The sequence below is a fragment of the Sulfurihydrogenibium sp. genome (genome assembly GCF_028276765.1).
Classification (GTDB): Bacteria; Aquificota; Aquificia; order Aquificales; family Hydrogenothermaceae; genus Sulfurihydrogenibium.
Genome location: NZ_JAPYVU010000018.1, coordinates 1 through 15,498, shown reverse-complemented (window position 1 = coordinate 15,498; position 15,498 = coordinate 1). Strand labels below are relative to the sequence as shown.

15 protein-coding genes are annotated in these 15,498 nt (G+C 32.1%); 13 read left to right on the top strand and 2 right to left on the bottom strand.

Annotated elements, in window-relative coordinates:
- The first annotated feature begins 3 nt into the window (after positions 1 to 3).
- The 9 genes from Q0929_RS04305 (at position 4) to Q0929_RS04265 (ending at position 11,131) form a co-directional block, all read left to right on the top strand.
- Positions 4 to 939, top strand: a complete 936-nt coding sequence (locus tag Q0929_RS04305) for an Rpn family recombination-promoting nuclease/putative transposase (RefSeq protein WP_299238338.1) — start codon at positions 4 to 6, stop codon at positions 937 to 939.
- Positions 936 to 2,960 (top strand): glycoside hydrolase family 57 protein, encoded by a 2,025-nt coding sequence (locus tag Q0929_RS04300; protein WP_299238337.1) that lies wholly within the window; start codon positions 936 to 938, stop codon positions 2,958 to 2,960. The genes Q0929_RS04305 and Q0929_RS04300 overlap by 4 nt, the downstream gene beginning before the upstream one ends.
- Position 2,961: 1 nt before the next feature.
- On the top strand, positions 2,962 to 4,980 hold the full coding sequence (locus tag Q0929_RS04295) for an alpha-amylase/4-alpha-glucanotransferase domain-containing protein (RefSeq protein WP_299238336.1): 2,019 nt from the start codon (positions 2,962 to 2,964) through the stop codon (positions 4,978 to 4,980).
- A gap of 1 nt (position 4,981) precedes the next feature.
- Positions 4,982 to 5,722 (top strand): 3-deoxy-manno-octulosonate cytidylyltransferase, encoded by a 741-nt coding sequence (gene kdsB, locus Q0929_RS04290; protein ID WP_299238335.1) that lies wholly within the window; start codon positions 4,982 to 4,984, stop codon positions 5,720 to 5,722.
- A 183-nt stretch (positions 5,723 to 5,905) separates the two neighbouring features.
- Complete coding sequence (locus Q0929_RS04285; RefSeq protein ID WP_299238334.1) at positions 5,906 to 6,187, top strand: hypothetical protein; 282 nt, start codon at positions 5,906 to 5,908, stop codon at positions 6,185 to 6,187.
- Between the two features lie 53 nt (positions 6,188 to 6,240).
- A complete protein-coding gene (locus Q0929_RS04280; RefSeq protein WP_299238332.1) occupies positions 6,241 to 7,665 on the top strand; it encodes a hypothetical protein in 1,425 nt (474 codons plus the stop codon).
- Positions 7,666 to 7,782: 117 nt separating this feature from the next.
- Positions 7,783 to 9,444 carry an IS200/IS605 family accessory protein TnpB-related protein gene (locus Q0929_RS04275; RefSeq protein ID WP_299238331.1) on the top strand — a complete coding sequence of 554 codons (1,662 nt, stop codon included), beginning with the start codon at positions 7,783 to 7,785 and terminating at the stop codon, positions 9,442 to 9,444.
- Between the two features lie 56 nt (positions 9,445 to 9,500).
- The gene (locus Q0929_RS04270; RefSeq protein WP_299238330.1) at positions 9,501 to 10,385 is read left to right on the top strand and encodes a zinc ABC transporter substrate-binding protein; all 885 of its coding nucleotides are present in this window, start codon (positions 9,501 to 9,503) and stop codon (positions 10,383 to 10,385) included.
- Positions 10,382 to 11,131 carry a metal ABC transporter permease gene (locus Q0929_RS04265; RefSeq protein WP_299238329.1) on the top strand — a complete coding sequence of 250 codons (750 nt, stop codon included), beginning with the start codon at positions 10,382 to 10,384 and terminating at the stop codon, positions 11,129 to 11,131. The genes Q0929_RS04270 and Q0929_RS04265 overlap by 4 nt, the downstream gene beginning before the upstream one ends.
- Positions 11,132 to 11,199: 68 nt before the next feature.
- On the opposite strand, the gene Q0929_RS04260 is transcribed toward Q0929_RS04265, so the two are convergent.
- Positions 11,200 to 11,475, bottom strand: a complete 276-nt coding sequence (locus Q0929_RS04260) for an HU family DNA-binding protein (protein WP_299238328.1) — start codon at positions 11,473 to 11,475, stop codon at positions 11,200 to 11,202.
- Between the two features lie 338 nt (positions 11,476 to 11,813).
- The gene (locus tag Q0929_RS04255; RefSeq protein WP_299238327.1) at positions 11,814 to 11,951 is read right to left on the bottom strand and encodes a hypothetical protein; all 138 of its coding nucleotides are present in this window, start codon (positions 11,949 to 11,951) and stop codon (positions 11,814 to 11,816) included.
- A 242-nt stretch (positions 11,952 to 12,193) separates the two neighbouring features.
- Between Q0929_RS04255 and Q0929_RS04250 the strand changes: the two genes are divergently transcribed.
- The 4 genes from Q0929_RS04250 to Q0929_RS04235 form a co-directional block, all read left to right on the top strand.
- A complete protein-coding gene (locus tag Q0929_RS04250; protein ID WP_299238326.1) occupies positions 12,194 to 12,700 on the top strand; it encodes a Rieske 2Fe-2S domain-containing protein in 507 nt (168 codons plus the stop codon).
- A 20-nt stretch (positions 12,701 to 12,720) separates the two neighbouring features.
- A complete protein-coding gene (locus Q0929_RS04245; RefSeq protein ID WP_299238325.1) occupies positions 12,721 to 13,905 on the top strand; it encodes a cytochrome bc complex cytochrome b subunit in 1,185 nt (394 codons plus the stop codon).
- Between the two features lie 2 nt (positions 13,906 to 13,907).
- Positions 13,908 to 14,744, top strand: coding sequence for a c-type cytochrome (locus Q0929_RS04240; protein WP_299238324.1), 837 nt, complete (start codon positions 13,908 to 13,910; stop codon positions 14,742 to 14,744).
- Between the two features lie 509 nt (positions 14,745 to 15,253).
- A partial coding sequence (locus Q0929_RS04235; protein ID WP_299238082.1) for a transposase occupies positions 15,254 to 15,498 on the top strand: 245 nt, incomplete at its 3' end.

Genomic DNA, 15,498 nt, shown 5'->3' with positions numbered 1-15,498 from the left:
AAAATGGAAAATATCCAGCCACATGATTGGTTTTTTAAGCAAATATTTTCTAATCCCAAAAGTGTAAAAACTGTTTTAGATATATTTGCTCCAGATTTAGCAGAAGAAGTACAGCAGCTTAACATAGTAAACACAGAAAAATTTTCTAAAAAGTCTAAAAAGTTTGTGCTTGATTTGTTATACACATGTAAAGTTAAAGACCAAGAAGCATTTATTAGACTGATTTTTGAGCATAAATCTTACATAGATTACGATTTACCATCTCAACTACTACACTATAACGCCGTAATTTGGCAAGAAACAGCAAAAGAAAAACAATACTACCCACCAATCATTAATATAGTTTTCTATCACGGGGAAAGAAAATGGAACATACCTACAACTCTGCCTGTTTTAAATAGTAAAAATTTAGAAAAATACAGCTTAAAGTTAAACTACCTGCTTATAGATCTAAATCAAATATCAGATGAAGATTTGAAAAACAGACTATATCAAGATGTATGCACAATTTCAGCATTACTTGTTATGAAACATATCTTTGAGGACATCCAAAACTTTAAGCCGATTTTTAAGTTAATGATTGAATATAAATCAGATTGCCTTTATTTAGCTTTTGACTACATTGTATTAGTAAAGAAGGATATTGAAAAAGTAGAAGAAGTTTTAAAAGAAGTAGTTGGAGGTGATGAAAAAATGATGACTTTAACAGAAAAATGGAAAATGGAAGGTTGGATAAAAGGAAAAATGGAAGGAAAATTGGAAGGCAAATTAGAAGCTAAAATGGAAGATTTGATAAAATTAACTCGGCTAAAATTTGGGACTGTTCCAGAGAGCTTAGAAAAGATTATAAAACAGTGTAAAGAGATAGAAGAGTTAGACAAGATTTTTACAAAAGTAGCTTTAGCTAAAAGTGTTGAGGAGTTAGAAAATATTAAATGAAAAAGCTATACCTCTGTTTTTTATGGCATATGCACCAACCTTGGTATATAGACCCATTTACCCAAGAATTTGAAATGCCATGGGTGTTTTTACATGCGATAAAAGATTACTACGAAATGCCATGGCTTGTCTCAAGATACAAAAAAATAAAAGCAACGTTTAACTTAGTTCCTTCTTTAATAAAACAACTTCAAATATATTCAGAAAATCCTTCAAGCTGTAAATTCTTAAACTTATCGAAGAAAGACGTAGATAAAATTTCTGTTGCTGAAAAAGACTATCTTCTAAAGATACTTTTTAGTGCAAATCTTACCACCATGATAAAGCCAATTCCAAGATACTTTCAGATTTATCAAAAGTATATGACTACTCAAAATTTAACTAATCAAGACTTTTTAGATTTACAAGTTCTCTTTTTGCTATCTTGGACGGGTAATTATCTTAGAGAAAACAATCGTTATATAAAAACCCTTTTAGAAAAAGGAAAAGATTTTACTCAAGAAGAAAAAGAAAAGCTCATAAATGTTTTATTAGACTTTCTAAAAGAAATCATCCCGTTTTACAAAAAACTTGAAAGCGACAGAAAGATTGAGATTACCACAACGCCGTATTACCATCCCATCTTACCTTTACTTTTAAACATAGAATCAGCCAAAGAATCTAAACCTGATATCTCTCTACCAAAGATTACAGCAAACTTTAAAGAAGATGCAGTTTATCATCTTAATTCAGCTTTAGATGAGTATCAAAGTATTTTTGATAAAAAACCAAATGGACTTTGGCCGGCTGAAGGTTCTTTATCAAATCAAACATTAGATTTATTTATAGAGCATAAAATAAAATGGACAGCAACAGATGAAGATGTGCTTTATAACTCAATAGGAAAAAGAGATAAGTATAAGATTTACAAGTACAAAGATGTTTACCTGTTTTTTAGAGATAGATATTTAAGCGATAGCATAGGATTTAGATATCAGAACATGAACGAAAAGGATGCAGTGGATGATTTTATATCCCATCTAAAATCAATCTATAATTCTTCTCAGCACTGTCAAGTTGTAAGTGTGATTCTCGATGGAGAGAATGCTTGGGAGTTTTATAAAAACAATGGTAAAGATTTTTTCGATAGATTATACTTTGAAATCTCTCACCAAAAATGGATAGAATGTATTACATTTTCAGAAGTTTTAGAGAAAAATGTAGAAACCGAAAATTTAGAATCAATAAAAGCCGGTAGTTGGATATATGGAAATTTTACAACATGGATAGGACATCCGGAGAAAAACACGGCGTGGGAGTACCTATCAGAAACAAGAAACTTTTTAGAATCAGAAAAAGAAAATGATCTATATAAAAAAGCAATAGAATATATCTACATAGCAGAAGGAAGTGATTGGTTTTGGTGGTATGGAGATGACCATTTTACCATCTACGCAGATAAATTTGACCTTTTATTTAGGTCTAATCTAATGAAAGTTTATGATGTTCTTGGCAAAAAGCCACCGGCTAAGCTAAGTAAACCGATAAAGCAAACATTTAAACAACCTGTCATAAAAAAGCCAAAAAACTATATTAAACCGACAATTGATGGAAAGATTACAAACTACTTTGAATGGTTGTTTTCAGGAGAGATAGACTTAACTTTTGATTTATCATCCATGAACACAGAGATTTTATTAAATAAACTTTACTATGGCTATGATAAAGAAAATTTTTATCTTAGATTTGATGGCAGTGTTAATCAGATAAAAAACGATATACTAAGACTAAATTTCATCACAGATAAAGAAATTTCATTTTCCGTTCCAATTTCAAATGAAAAATACACAGATGAAAACGGCGTTGAAGCTGTAAGCGAAAAAATAATTGAAATTAAAATACCTTTAAATCTTCTAAACGAGAAAAAGTTTGAGTTTTATATAGAAATCTTAAAAGATTCTCAGCTTTTACAGAAGTTGCCTGTTTGCAGTATAATTATGTTAGATATATCAGAAAATTTTGATTATGATTGGATGGTGTAAGATGGTTAAATTACTATTTGGAATACATTGTCATCAGCCGGTTGAAAACTTTTATGAAGTACTTGATGAAGCTATAGAAAAGGCTTATAAACCTTTTTTAAAAACAGCTAAAAAATATCCAAAATTTAAGTTTGCAGTTCATTACTCAGGATGGCTTTTAGAGTACATAAAAAATTATAGTAAAGAAACATTTAAACTTCTTCAAGATTTAGCATTTAACGGTCAGATAGAATTTTTCAGTGGTGGATACTACGAGCCAATCCTTGCAGCCATCCCGTCAGATGATAGAAAATATCAAATTGAGAAGTTAAATAAATTTATCAAAGAAAACTTTGACCAGACACCAAAAGGATTATGGCTTACAGAAAGGGTTTGGGACAGTAGCATCGTACCGGATATTGTAAATCTTGGAATTGACTATGTGATTGTAGATGATTATCATTTCTTGTCAGCAGGATTTAGAAAAGAAAATCTTTATGGATATTACATTACAGAGTCAAACGGCTACAAAGTAAAACTTTTTCCAATAGATAAAAATCTTAGATATTTAATCCCGTTTAAAACAGTCGATAAAATAAAAGAATATCTGTATACTTTGCCAAACATTGAAAATCCAGCTGGAATAATTTTTGATGATGGAGAAAAGTTTGGAATTTGGCCAAAAACTTACCAGTGGGTTTATCAGCAAGGTTGGTTAGAAAATTTTTTAAGTGAAATTTCAAACTCAAAGAACATCGAATTTACCCACTATCAAGAATATTCAGAAAATCAAAAACCACTTGGAATAGCTTACCTTCCTATCACTTCATACCATGAAATGGGAGAATGGAGCTTATTTGCAGAAGATTTTGAAAAGTTTGAAAAATTAAAAGAATTTTTAGAAAAAAACGACATGAGTCGAGAGTTTGAAAAGTTTGTAAAAGGCAACATATGGCACAACTTTTTAGTAAAATATCCAGAATCAAACAGGATACATAAAAGATTTTTAGACTTGTCAATCTCTTACAGAGATTATAAGAAAAACCAAGCTTTTTTAGACAATCTTTTAAAATCTCAATGTAATGATGTTTTATGGCACGGAATTTTTGGTGGTCTTTATCTTCCAAACTTAAGAAATAATGCTTACAGATTTATCATAAAAGCAGAAAAAGAGATTGAAAAAATAACAAAAAAACATAAAAAAGTTGAAATTAAAGATATAAATTACGATGGATACGAAGAGGTAAAAGTTCATACAGATAATTTAATATTGATTTTTGATAGCAAAGAAGCAGGTCAGCTAACAGAGCTTTCAATTAAAGATAAAGAGTTTAATTTTCAAAACACTTTAACAAGAAGAAAAGAAGGATATCACTATAAGCTACTTCAAACAAATCAATCAAGCAATCATAACGATGAAGGAATCTCAACAATTCACGAGATGCAAACGACGATAGACCCAGAAAAAGCAAAAGATTTGCTGATTTACGATTGGTATAACAAAAACTCATTTATAGACCATATTACAGATGAGAGCTTTAGTTTAGACAGTTTTTATAGATGTAGTTTTAGAGAGTTTTCGGACTTTGCAAACCAGCCATTTAATATTGAATACGTAAACGAAGAAATCATTTTTAAACGAGAAGGTGGTATTTACTTAGACAAAAAGTATGATTCAACTCTTGTTAAAAAATACTTTATTAAAGGAAGTACAATAGAGTATATTGTAAACCTTACAACAAGATACGAAAATCCTTTAAAATACTTGTTGGAATTTAACTTCCATTTTGCAAATTTAGAAGAGAGGTTCAGACAGCCAATCTATCATGGAAAAAGCAATAAATTTTCTATATTTGATGAGTTTACAAATAAAACGATCATTATAGAATCTGTAAAAGATTGCGATATATTTAGCTATCCAATCAACACAATCAGCCAATCGGAAAAAGGTGTTGATATTACAAACCAAGGCTTAACCATTGGATTTTTAACAGATTTTCAAAAAGAGCTTTACATAAAGTTTAAGTTATCTGTATTGTAAAATGAGAAAAGCTATTGTTATACCGGCAAGGAAAGGTTCTACAAGATTAAAAGATAAGCTACTTTTGCCAGTAAATGGAAAGCCTGTAATTGCTTGGACTGTTGAAAACTGTCTTAAAACGGAGATACCTGTAATAGTTGCCTGCGATAGTCAAGAATTTATAGAAATTTTGAAAGATTATCCAATTGAAATTATTCTTACACCATCGGATTTAAAAAGTGGTTCAGACAGGATAGCTTACGCAGTAAAAGATAAAGATTTAGACTATATAGTCAACGTTCAAGGCGACGAGCCACTCATTGACCCTGGAGATATAGTCAAGCTTTTTGACCTGTTAAAAGATTCTCCTGTTGCAACTTTGTATTATCCAATAGAAAAAGAAGATGATTATTTAAATCCAAACATAGTTAAAGTTATTTCTGATAAAGACGATTTTGCCATCTACTTTTCAAGAAGTCCAATTCCATTTTATAGGGATTTAGATTTTAATCAGATGTTAAAAACTCTTACTCCAAAAAAACACTTAGGCATTTATGGCTATCATAAAAAAGCATTGATAGATTTTTCATACAATCTTAAACCTGCACCAATAGAAGAAGTAGAAAAGTTAGAACAGCTAAGATTTTTATACAATGGCTACAAAATAAAACTTGCCAAAGCTTCTAAGGATACCGTCGGCATCGATACAAAAGAAGATTATGAACGATTTTGTAGTTTGGTAGAGAAAGAGATTGGAAATTAAATATTTTGTTATTAATTTCAAGTGAGAAATAAGTGATTTTTATAAACTTTGAAAATAAAGCCTCCAATAAAGCCATCATGAAGACAAAGTCATCTAACGCTGTCACCCGCTGCCGGCAACAAAAGAATCTCCAGGTTTTTTAAATTTCTCACCCGACGTATATGTTATAATAACAATATTATCATGTTAAAACTAAGCAGAATTCTTAGCTTATTAATAAGCATAATACTATTAATTGCAAATAGTTTAACTATAACACACCATCATAAGGATGGAAAACATCATACTGACTGTCAGGTTTGTATACTGCAACTAAACCAACAATCAGAAGACCCAAATTCTCTTGAATTTTTTTATGAGATACAAACTTTTAATCAAGATTTTCCAATAATATTCAAAACGTCAATCTTAAAATCTCAAAAAACATCTAATAAAAATCCAAGAGCACCTCCTGTATTAGCTTGATATCTAAACTTTTTACGATTTAACTTTTTAAAATTAAAAACAGGAGGTGCACTATGAAAAAATACTTACTTGCAACGTTGGCGTTATTTACATTTTCATACGCAGAAGACATAGAGGAGTTAAAAAAAGAGCTCGAAAAACAAAGGGAGATTATAAATAAACTTCAAGAAAGATTGAACCAGTTAGAGCAACAACAGGAAGTTTTAAATCAGACAAAGGAAAAATTACAAAACTTACAAACAGAAAGCACCATTGATAAAATACTATCTAATCCATTCTCGCAGGCTAAGTTTGTACCTGATATATCTTTGATTACAGACTTTTCTTATGTAAGCAGAAGTCTTACAGATGATACCTACAAATCTATTCAAATTCCAGGATTTAATCATGGATTTTTCCATAGTCACGGAGATCATAGTCATGGTCACGCGCCATATAATGCTGAAAGAGGTTTTAACTTCAATTATTCTGAAATGTATATATCTTCAGCAGTTGACCCATACTTTGATTTGGTTGGTGTTTTTCATCTTGGTAAAGATAGCTTTGAAATTGAAGAAGGATATTTTCAAACAAGAGATTTGCCCTATAACTTAAAGCTAAAAGGTGGTAAATTTTATAGCGAGTTTGGAAGGCTAAATAAGCAACACCATCACGTTTGGAACTTTGCAGACGCACCTTTGATATACAGAGCTGTTTTTGGAGAAGAAAATCTAAACGAAACAGGCATTCAATTATCGTGGCTTGCACCAACTCCATTTTATCTTTTAACCGGCTTTGAAGTCTTCCAAGGAGATAATGAAAACAACTTTAACAGAAATGGATTTATTGTCAACACTAAAAAAGATGGGAGCGGAGATAATATAAAAATCAGCGACACCAAAAAGCCAAATCTATTTACATTTTTCATCAAACCATCTTTTGACATAGGCAATACTTCAATCTTGACAGGTGTATCATGTGCACAAGGAAAAACAAGAATTAACCATTTAGAAGATGACAACCCTCATGCACTATCTGGCGATACGAAAATTTATGGATTTGAGCTGACAACAAGACACACGTTAGACTCTTACAGATATTTACTTTTACAGTCTGAATATATCTATAGAAAGTTTGATGGAACAAGGTTTGGTTATGACAACAGTGGAAACCTTCAAACTCCAAAACTTGAAAAAAAACAGGTAGGATTTTATGTCGAAGGTATCTATAAATTTGCCCAAAGATGGAGAGCCGGTTTGAGATATGATTTAATCAATAAAAATGATGTATTTGTAAACGGTAGAAACAGGAGCCTGCCGGACAATATGTATAAATACTCTGCTATGATAGACTTTTTGCCAAGCGAGTTTTCAAGAATCAGACTTCAGTATAACTACGACAAAAGCTTGTTTACAGAAAATTTGGAAAGAAAACCCATTCATGAGGTTATTCTGCAGTTTAACTTAGCAATTGGTGCCCATGGAGCACACGGATTTTAAAAAGGAGGTGCACAACAGTTGCTATTTTCTGTAAAAAAGTGTAAAAAAGCGTATATTGATAATATATAAAACAAAAAGTGTAAAATTGTAAATAGTAAGAAAAGAGAGTAATTAAAGATGACAACACTCCAATGCCTACTTGAATTCCAAAATACGCAAGATAGAGAAACTATATTAGATTTAATGCGTAGATTCTCATCTGCTATGAGATATGCATACCAGAGATTATTGGAAGGCGAAAAAAGAAAAGATCTAAAAAAGACACTATCAAAACTATTTGACATAAACACAAGGTACTCAGATGATGCAATACTCTTAGCACAATCCACCATTTCATCATGTAAAGAAAGAGGTCAAAATCCAAAAAAGCTTATATTTGGCTCAAGGAAAGTGTTTGAACAATTAAAGAAAAACCACCTAACAGGAAAAAGAAGAAAACAGTTAAAAGCAAAATGGAAAGAAAGCAGACAAGGAAATTTATATTCAAGAGGAGATAAATCTAGACAAGGAAATCTAAATCTAAGATTTGAGTGGATAGATAATGAGCTTTATTTGAGAATAAACATAGGAGACAGACAATATATCTACGCAAAAGTAATTAGAGATGTCAGAAGAGAAAAAGACAAATGGATAGATTTTATGTTCATGCTTGAAAATGCATATAAATACAAAGAATGGTTCCCATATTCAGTCAGACTAAAAGTAAAAAACGGTAATCTATATGCTTTTATATCCATAGAAGAAAAACTACCATCTATAAAAATCAAGAAAGACAATGGAATAATAGGCATAGACGTAAACGCATACCCATTTCATTTAGCATTAGCTTTTGCAACTAAAAACGGAAATTTAGAGAAATACGAAAGAATTGATTTAAACGAATTATTAGAAGCAAACTCAGAAAAAAGACAATACTTAGAATGGCAAATAGCATATAAGATAATAGAGATAGCAAAAGAAGAGAATAAAGCTATTGCTATTGAGAATTTAGAAAAACTACCAAAGGGTAAAAAAGGAGACGGATTTACAAAATTAAGAATTAGACTACAAAAGTGGAGCTATAAAAGACTGTTAAACAAAATAGAAATATTAGCAAAAAGAAACGGGATAGAAATAATAAAAGTCAATCCTGCATACACATCAGTAATTGGAAAATTAAAATACTCTCCGCAATACAACATAGACAAAGATATAGCAGGAGCTTACGTAATAGCAAGAAGAGGATTTGGATTTAAAGAGAAATTGCCTAAGAATTATAAAGAACTTTTAAATGATACCGACTTTCTATCATACACTATAGCAAAAATTGAAGATAATATCGCAAAATTAAAACAAAAGTTAAAAGAAGAAAACAATGAATACAAGAGAAATAAACTAAAAAGTAAATTAGCAAAATTAAGAAAAAACCTAAAAACACTACAAAACCACGTCTCACGTTTCACATCTCACGTTTCACGTTTAGAAAGTGGAAAGAGCAAGACAGCTACCCAACAACCTTTAAACCAACGGAAGGAACAGGTGAGGGGTCTGCCTACAAGCGGACATAAAAGCTGGCAAGTTCTTTCCATAGCCTTAGCCTTCTGCTGTCTTGAAAGATCATACAGAGATCTTTCTCCCTTAAAACAAATAATCGTTTTAGGGGATTGGATAGCAGTGGTTAACAGGTTAGTTCCTGTGCTTGGTACAGGGACTATGACACTTCCAAAATACCGCCTGTCAGGGTCGGAAGTGTCTGAAGTGGCGGACTATAAATACCCTGACCCAAGCTGTGCAAACTGATACACTTTTTTACACTTTTATACAGTTTTGTACAGTTTGGTTGACCAGGCTTAAAAATGAGAGTTTTATCGTTTTTATTAATTTTATTAACATTTGGATTTGTAAAAGCAGAAATTAAAGTAGTAGCAACATATCCATACATAGCAAGTATTACAAAAGAGATTGTAAAAGAGAAAGCACAGGTAGATTATTTAGCTTCCGGAAACTTAGACCCTCACTTTATCGTTCCAAAGCCATCTTTGACTGTAAAGCTTAGAAACGCAGATTTATTAATCATCAATGGAGCTGGTCTTGAAATTGGCTGGCTTCCACCACTTTTAAACCAAGCAAGTAACAGAAAAATTAATCCCGGGTCAAATGGATTTTTAGACTTATCTCAGTACATCAATCTGATAGAAAAACCGGAGAATGTATCAAGAGCAATGGGAGATGTACATCCGGAGGGAAACCCTCACTTTCACTTAGACCCATATAATGTGCCAATTATCTCACAAGTAATTACAGAAAAACTATGTAAGCTTGATGGTTCAAACTGTGATTATTACAAAAATAATTTGTCTGACTTTAAGAAAAGATGGAATGAAAAATTAGCCGTTTGGAATTCAAAAATGGCAAGCTTGAAAGGAGTAAAAGTTTATCAGTATCATAAGCTGTTTGATTATTTCTTAAAAAGATATGGCATTATCTCTGTAGACACGATAGAGCCATTACCCGGAATACCACCAACAGCAAAGCATTTAGAGGAGCTAATCTTAAAATCAAAATCTGAAAATGTGAAGATGATATTACAAGATGTTTACCATCCTATCAAACCTGCAAAATACATATCAGAAAAGATGGGTTTAAAAATTGTAGTCCTTCCTCATGACGCTGGAGCAGTAGAAGAGGCAAAGGATATGTTCTCTTTATTTGATACAATCGTTGAAAGGATGAATAAATGAGTGATATTTTAATACCTGCATTGACTTTATCTATAGTTTTATTGGTTATCCATTCTTACTTTGGAATAGAAATAATAAAAAGAGGGATAATCTTTACTGATTTATCTATTGGACAAATGGCTGCCGCAGGAGCGGCAGTCTCTCTTTTCTTTTTTGAAGGTCAGTATAGATATTTAATCTCACTATCTTTTGCACTAATAACGGCTATTTTAATAACGCTTGCAACAAAAAAAGAAAAAGTTTCTGTAGAGGGTTTTATTGGACTGATTTATGCTTTTGGAATTTCTTTAATATTCATTATTATGTCAAAATCACCTCACGGTCTTGAGGAATTAAACAATTTGCTTGCATACGATATCCTGTTTGTAAATATGACAGAGGTTTACAAAACAGCTATTTTATACACAGTCTTAGGGTTGTTTTTATTTGTGATTAACAGATTTACGGCAGGATTTATAAAAGAAATGTTATTTTTTTCTGTATTTTCAATTACAATCACAAGTTCAGTTTCATTAGCCGGCGTATTTGTCGTCTTTTCTCTCTTGATAGCTCCGGCGTTTACGGTTATGCAGTTTTTCTCTAAGAATTTAATTTTTTATGCTGTGATTTTAGGTAGTTTAATCAATCTTTTGGCAGTTTATGTATCTTATAACTTTGACTTACCAACAGGTTACACTATCGTATTTTTTCAAACTTTTTTAGCGATATTGTCTTCTATATTCTCATTTTTAAGAGGGTCTCAATGATTGAGTCTAAAGAAATAGTCTCGTGAATATATTATAAAAAGGGAGGATTGACTCCTCCCGGATAAATGTTATTTGTTTAACGCTTCTTTTAAAGATTTTGCGGCTGTAAATACAACAACTTTTCTTGCCGGTATTTTGATTTCTTTACCAGTTCTTGGATTTCTTCCTTTTCTTGCTTTTCTTTCTTTTACATTAAAAACACCAAGACCAGGAATAGCCGTTCTTTCACCTTTTGAAAGAGCTTCTACTAATGCTTCGATAGCAGCATTAACTGCTCTTTCAGCCTCTGATTTTTTTAACTCTGCTTTCTCCGCCACCTTTGCAATGAGCTCTGACTTTGTCATATCTAACCTCCTTAAGTAATGATATCTAAGTTTACCAATATTATACCTAATTTGTCAAGCGTTTGTAGAGGGTGTTCCAAAATTTTCGTAAGCTTATCTTTGTATAGGTTATACCGGTTTGGGAAAATTCCGATTTTCTTGAATTCATAATATCACAAAAGTATTGTAAAGGTGATTTTTTGTTTAAACTATGATGAGGTCTTTCTGTGTTATACCATAGCATATATTGCAGCATTTTTTTTGATACATAACGATTTTTTAAAGATAAAGGATTGTTATTACTGCTTTTATAATTTTTAATCCATCTGTATATGGTAGATTTTGATACACCAAAAGCTTCAACTGCAAGTTTTACTACAGTGTTCTAAAGCAAATTCTACAACTTGTAATCTAAAGATTATTTCTGGATGTTTTTCCATAACATCATCTAATTCTTTTACTTGTTTTAAAAGCTTTCTTTTATAATATTTTCCCATGTTTCTTTTAGCTTGTACATTTCAGAAAGTCAGCATCGTTACTGGAAGCTGTTTCAAAAATCCACCCAGTCATTCTGCAATCGGCAAAGAATTTCCTGTTTTTTAAATTTATCAACTGTCATGGACGATATCATTAATTAAATTGAAAAAAAAGTTAGGTGATCTTGGCTTAGTAAATATTTACAAACTGTTTAAAAAGAGTTATGATAATTATCATTAAAAATTTAGCAGGAGGTAAAGTTATGACAGATGAAAAAATGTCCCGTAGAGACTTCCTACTGTATGCTATGGGTGGATGGGCTGCGGTAGGTGTTGGTGGAGTTTTGTATGCAATGTATAAAACGTGGGAACCACTTCCGGAAGTAAAAGCTCAAGCAACGGTAAGTTTTGACCTTTCAACAGTACAACCAGGAGAGTTTAAAGTTATATCATGGAGAGGAAAACCTGTATTCGTTTTGAGAAGAACTCCGGACATGGTTCAATGTAAAGACAGAAGTGTAAAAGACGAGTACACAGTCGTAATGGGTATTTGTACACACCTTGGTTGTATTCCAAACTGGGAAGCAGACAAAAAAATCTGGCATTGTCCATGTCACGGCGGTGAGTATGATGCTTGCGGAAAAAACATATTTGGACCTCCACCAAGACCGTTAGATGTTCCACCGTTTAAAATCGAAGGAACAACTATTGTTTTAGGTGAAGAAGGGTCTGAATACAAACAAATGAAAGAAAAAGGTCTAACTACATAAAAACATAGAGGAGGTTGAAGATGAAATTTATAGATTGGTTGGATGAAAGATTAGCCGTCAGAGAACTTGTAAAAGTAATGCTTACAGAGTATTATGTGCCAAAAAATATTAACTTTTTATGGAGTTTTGGCGTCCTTGTAATGCTTGTTTTTGCAATTTTAGTAGTTAGTGGTATTTTTTTATTGATGTACTATAAACCGGATGCACACCTTGCATTTGATAGCGTAAATAAAACAATAATGATGGATGTTGAATACGGATGGTTATTTAGACATACACATGCTGTTGCTGCATCTATTATGTTCTTAGTTTTATATATCCATATGGCAAGAGGAATTTACTATGGTTCTTTTAAACCACCAAGAGAAATAGTATGGATTACAGGATACATTCTTTTTGTTTTAATGTCTGCAACAGCATTTACTGGTTATCTTCTTCCTTGGGGTCAAATGTCTTACTGGGCAGCTCAAACAATCACTACATTATTTGAAAAAATCCCATTTATTGGTCCAGATTTAGTTGTTTGGATAAGAGGTAACTATATAGTTGAAGATGCAACATTGACAAGATTCTTTGCATTGCACGTAGTATTTTTACCATTATTGCTTATTGTGTTTACTGCAATCCACCTTTATGCAGTTAGAATAGTGGGTTCAAACAACGAAGATGGGGAACGTTACACTAAAGAAGAGAAAAAACATGGAAAAGGAATTCCGTTCTGGCCAGTATTCATGGCTAAAGAATTCTTTGTTATGTCGGTTTTCTTAATTTTCTTCTTCTATTTAGTTTTCTATCAATATAAATTTGCAATGGACCCAATCAACTTCCAACCTGCAGATTACTTGCAAACTCCAATGCATATTTACCCAGAATGGTATTTCTTGGCGTTTTATGAAGTTTTAAGAGGATTCTTCTTCAGCCAAAACCTTGGACTTATTGCATTCGTTCTTAGCATGTTTATTGCAGCATTTTTACCATGGCTTGACAAATCTCCAATCGTAAGCGGAAAACACAGACCGATCTATAAAGTCCTTTTCTGGATATTTATCGCTGATTTTGTTTTCTTAACAATTCTTGGAAAATTACCTCCTACTGGATTGTATGCTTGGCTTGGATTTGTTGGTAGCTTAATTTACTTCGCATTCTTCTTGGCGCTTCCTATTGTCTCAAAAATAGAAAAGAAAAAAGTGGCAGGAGGTAGATAATTATGAAAGAACTTAAAATATTAGCTATACTGGTTGTAATAGTTCTGATAGGATATTGGGGGATTGAACCATATGCACATTCTGTTATGCACGGAGAGATAAAAAAACCAGATTATGCATACTCTGATTTAAAAGTGTCTGCACCAACCGGTGGTGATGCTACAAAGGGAAAAGAGTTATTCACGGCAAACTGTGCATCCTGCCATGGTTTAAAAAATGATGGCATAAACCCTGGAATGGATAAAAACACGGCTATTACGTCTTTTAACGTTGTTCCTCCGGATCTGTCAAACATTGCTGCAATCGTAGACCATAAATTCCTTGCTGCGTTTATTAAAAATCCTCAAGAAGCAACAAAAAATCCAAAGTTTGCAATGCCACCAATGGCTCAGCTTTCTGACGAAGATGTAGCTAATATAATTGCTTACTTGTCTTCTGTTGCTAAAAAAGATTTAACAGGTAAAGAAATAGTAGTTGAAGCTTGCGGAAGATGTCACTCTGTAAAATATCAAAAAATTGAAGCAGAAACTCCAAAAGATAACTTAAAAGCATATCTTGGAAAAATTCCACCGGATTTATCTGTTATGGGAAAAGCTAAGGAATTGGAATACTTAGAAAGTTTTATAAACAATCCTCAAAATGGTCTTCCTGGTACGTCAATGCCAAGACTTGGTCTAACAAAAGAAGCAACAGAAAAAACTGTAGCTTATCTTGATCAGATAGCAGACCCACACAGAGACCAAAGAAATAGATTAGGTATTTGGGTGTTAGGCTACTTGTTAGTCATGGCTGGATTAACTTTTGCATGGAAAAAGAAAATTTGGAAAAATGTTCATTGATATAGTCCCTTAGGCTTACCTCCCTAATCCTTGCCCGCTTAATGCGGGCTTTTTTATTTTAAAGTGTGATAATGGATAGGTTAGATGGTGAGAGATATTAATGTTGCTGTTGAAATAGATTTACATTATATTTCTACATATACGTCGGGTGAGAAATTCAATAAAAGCATGATATTCTTCGCCGGCTGCAGAATGACAAATAAGGTTGTCTTTTTTCTAATGTTTATCATTTAACCTTTTCCTGTCATCGTATATTAAGTATACCAAAAATTTTTAAACTTTAAGAGAATAAGTTTTATAATAATTACAGACATGGGAGAAAAAAGGAAGGACAGATCAAGTTTCTGTCATTGGTCTTTTAAGACCGTTCAGGATGTTTTAGACTGTCCTTCCTACAACTTCCTAAAGCCTGAATCAGAACATTAGGCTTTTAAGCCTGTATTGATTACGATGATAGGTTATCAGGAAGTTTCTCTCATGTCAAGTATTTTATGAAAGGAGGTGCTTTTATGAACAACTATAAAATTGTCGTAGGAGTAGATGTATCTAAAAAATCATTTACTGCAACAGTATTGTATGATAACAAGAAAGAAACTTTTGAAGTTAAATCTGACCCAGTAGAGTTTGAAAAGAAAATTAAGCCTTATCTTAAAAAGTTTAAAAAGTCAGATATGCTTATCATAATGGAGCATACAGGAGTTTATCATTTAAAGCTTGCTGATTATCTGTATGAAAATGACTATCAGGTAGCAGT

Coding starts and splice junctions, on each gene's coding strand:
- Q0929_RS04300 (WP_299238337.1), top strand. CDS start 936: ATGAAAAAGCTATACCTCTGTTTTTTATGGCATATGCACCAACCTTGG.
- Q0929_RS04250 (WP_299238326.1), top strand. CDS start 12,194: ATGACAGATGAAAAAATGTCCCGTAGAGACTTCCTACTGTATGCTATG.
- Q0929_RS04245 (WP_299238325.1), top strand. CDS start 12,721: ATGAAATTTATAGATTGGTTGGATGAAAGATTAGCCGTCAGAGAACTT.
- Q0929_RS04265 (WP_299238329.1), top strand. CDS start 10,382: ATGAGTGATATTTTAATACCTGCATTGACTTTATCTATAGTTTTATTG.
- Q0929_RS04270 (WP_299238330.1), top strand. CDS start 9,501: ATGAGAGTTTTATCGTTTTTATTAATTTTATTAACATTTGGATTTGTA.
- Q0929_RS04275 (WP_299238331.1), top strand. CDS start 7,783: ATGACAACACTCCAATGCCTACTTGAATTCCAAAATACGCAAGATAGA.
- Q0929_RS04255 (WP_299238327.1), bottom strand. CDS start 11,951: ATGGGAAAATATTATAAAAGAAAGCTTTTAAAACAAGTAAAAGAATTA.
- Q0929_RS04295 (WP_299238336.1), top strand. CDS start 2,962: ATGGTTAAATTACTATTTGGAATACATTGTCATCAGCCGGTTGAAAAC.
- Q0929_RS04285 (WP_299238334.1), top strand. CDS start 5,906: ATGTTAAAACTAAGCAGAATTCTTAGCTTATTAATAAGCATAATACTA.
- Q0929_RS04280 (WP_299238332.1), top strand. CDS start 6,241: ATGAAAAAATACTTACTTGCAACGTTGGCGTTATTTACATTTTCATAC.
- Q0929_RS04240 (WP_299238324.1), top strand. CDS start 13,908: ATGAAAGAACTTAAAATATTAGCTATACTGGTTGTAATAGTTCTGATA.
- Q0929_RS04305 (WP_299238338.1), top strand. CDS start 4: ATGGAAAATATCCAGCCACATGATTGGTTTTTTAAGCAAATATTTTCT.
- kdsB (WP_299238335.1), top strand. CDS start 4,982: ATGAGAAAAGCTATTGTTATACCGGCAAGGAAAGGTTCTACAAGATTA.
- Q0929_RS04260 (WP_299238328.1), bottom strand. CDS start 11,475: ATGACAAAGTCAGAGCTCATTGCAAAGGTGGCGGAGAAAGCAGAGTTA.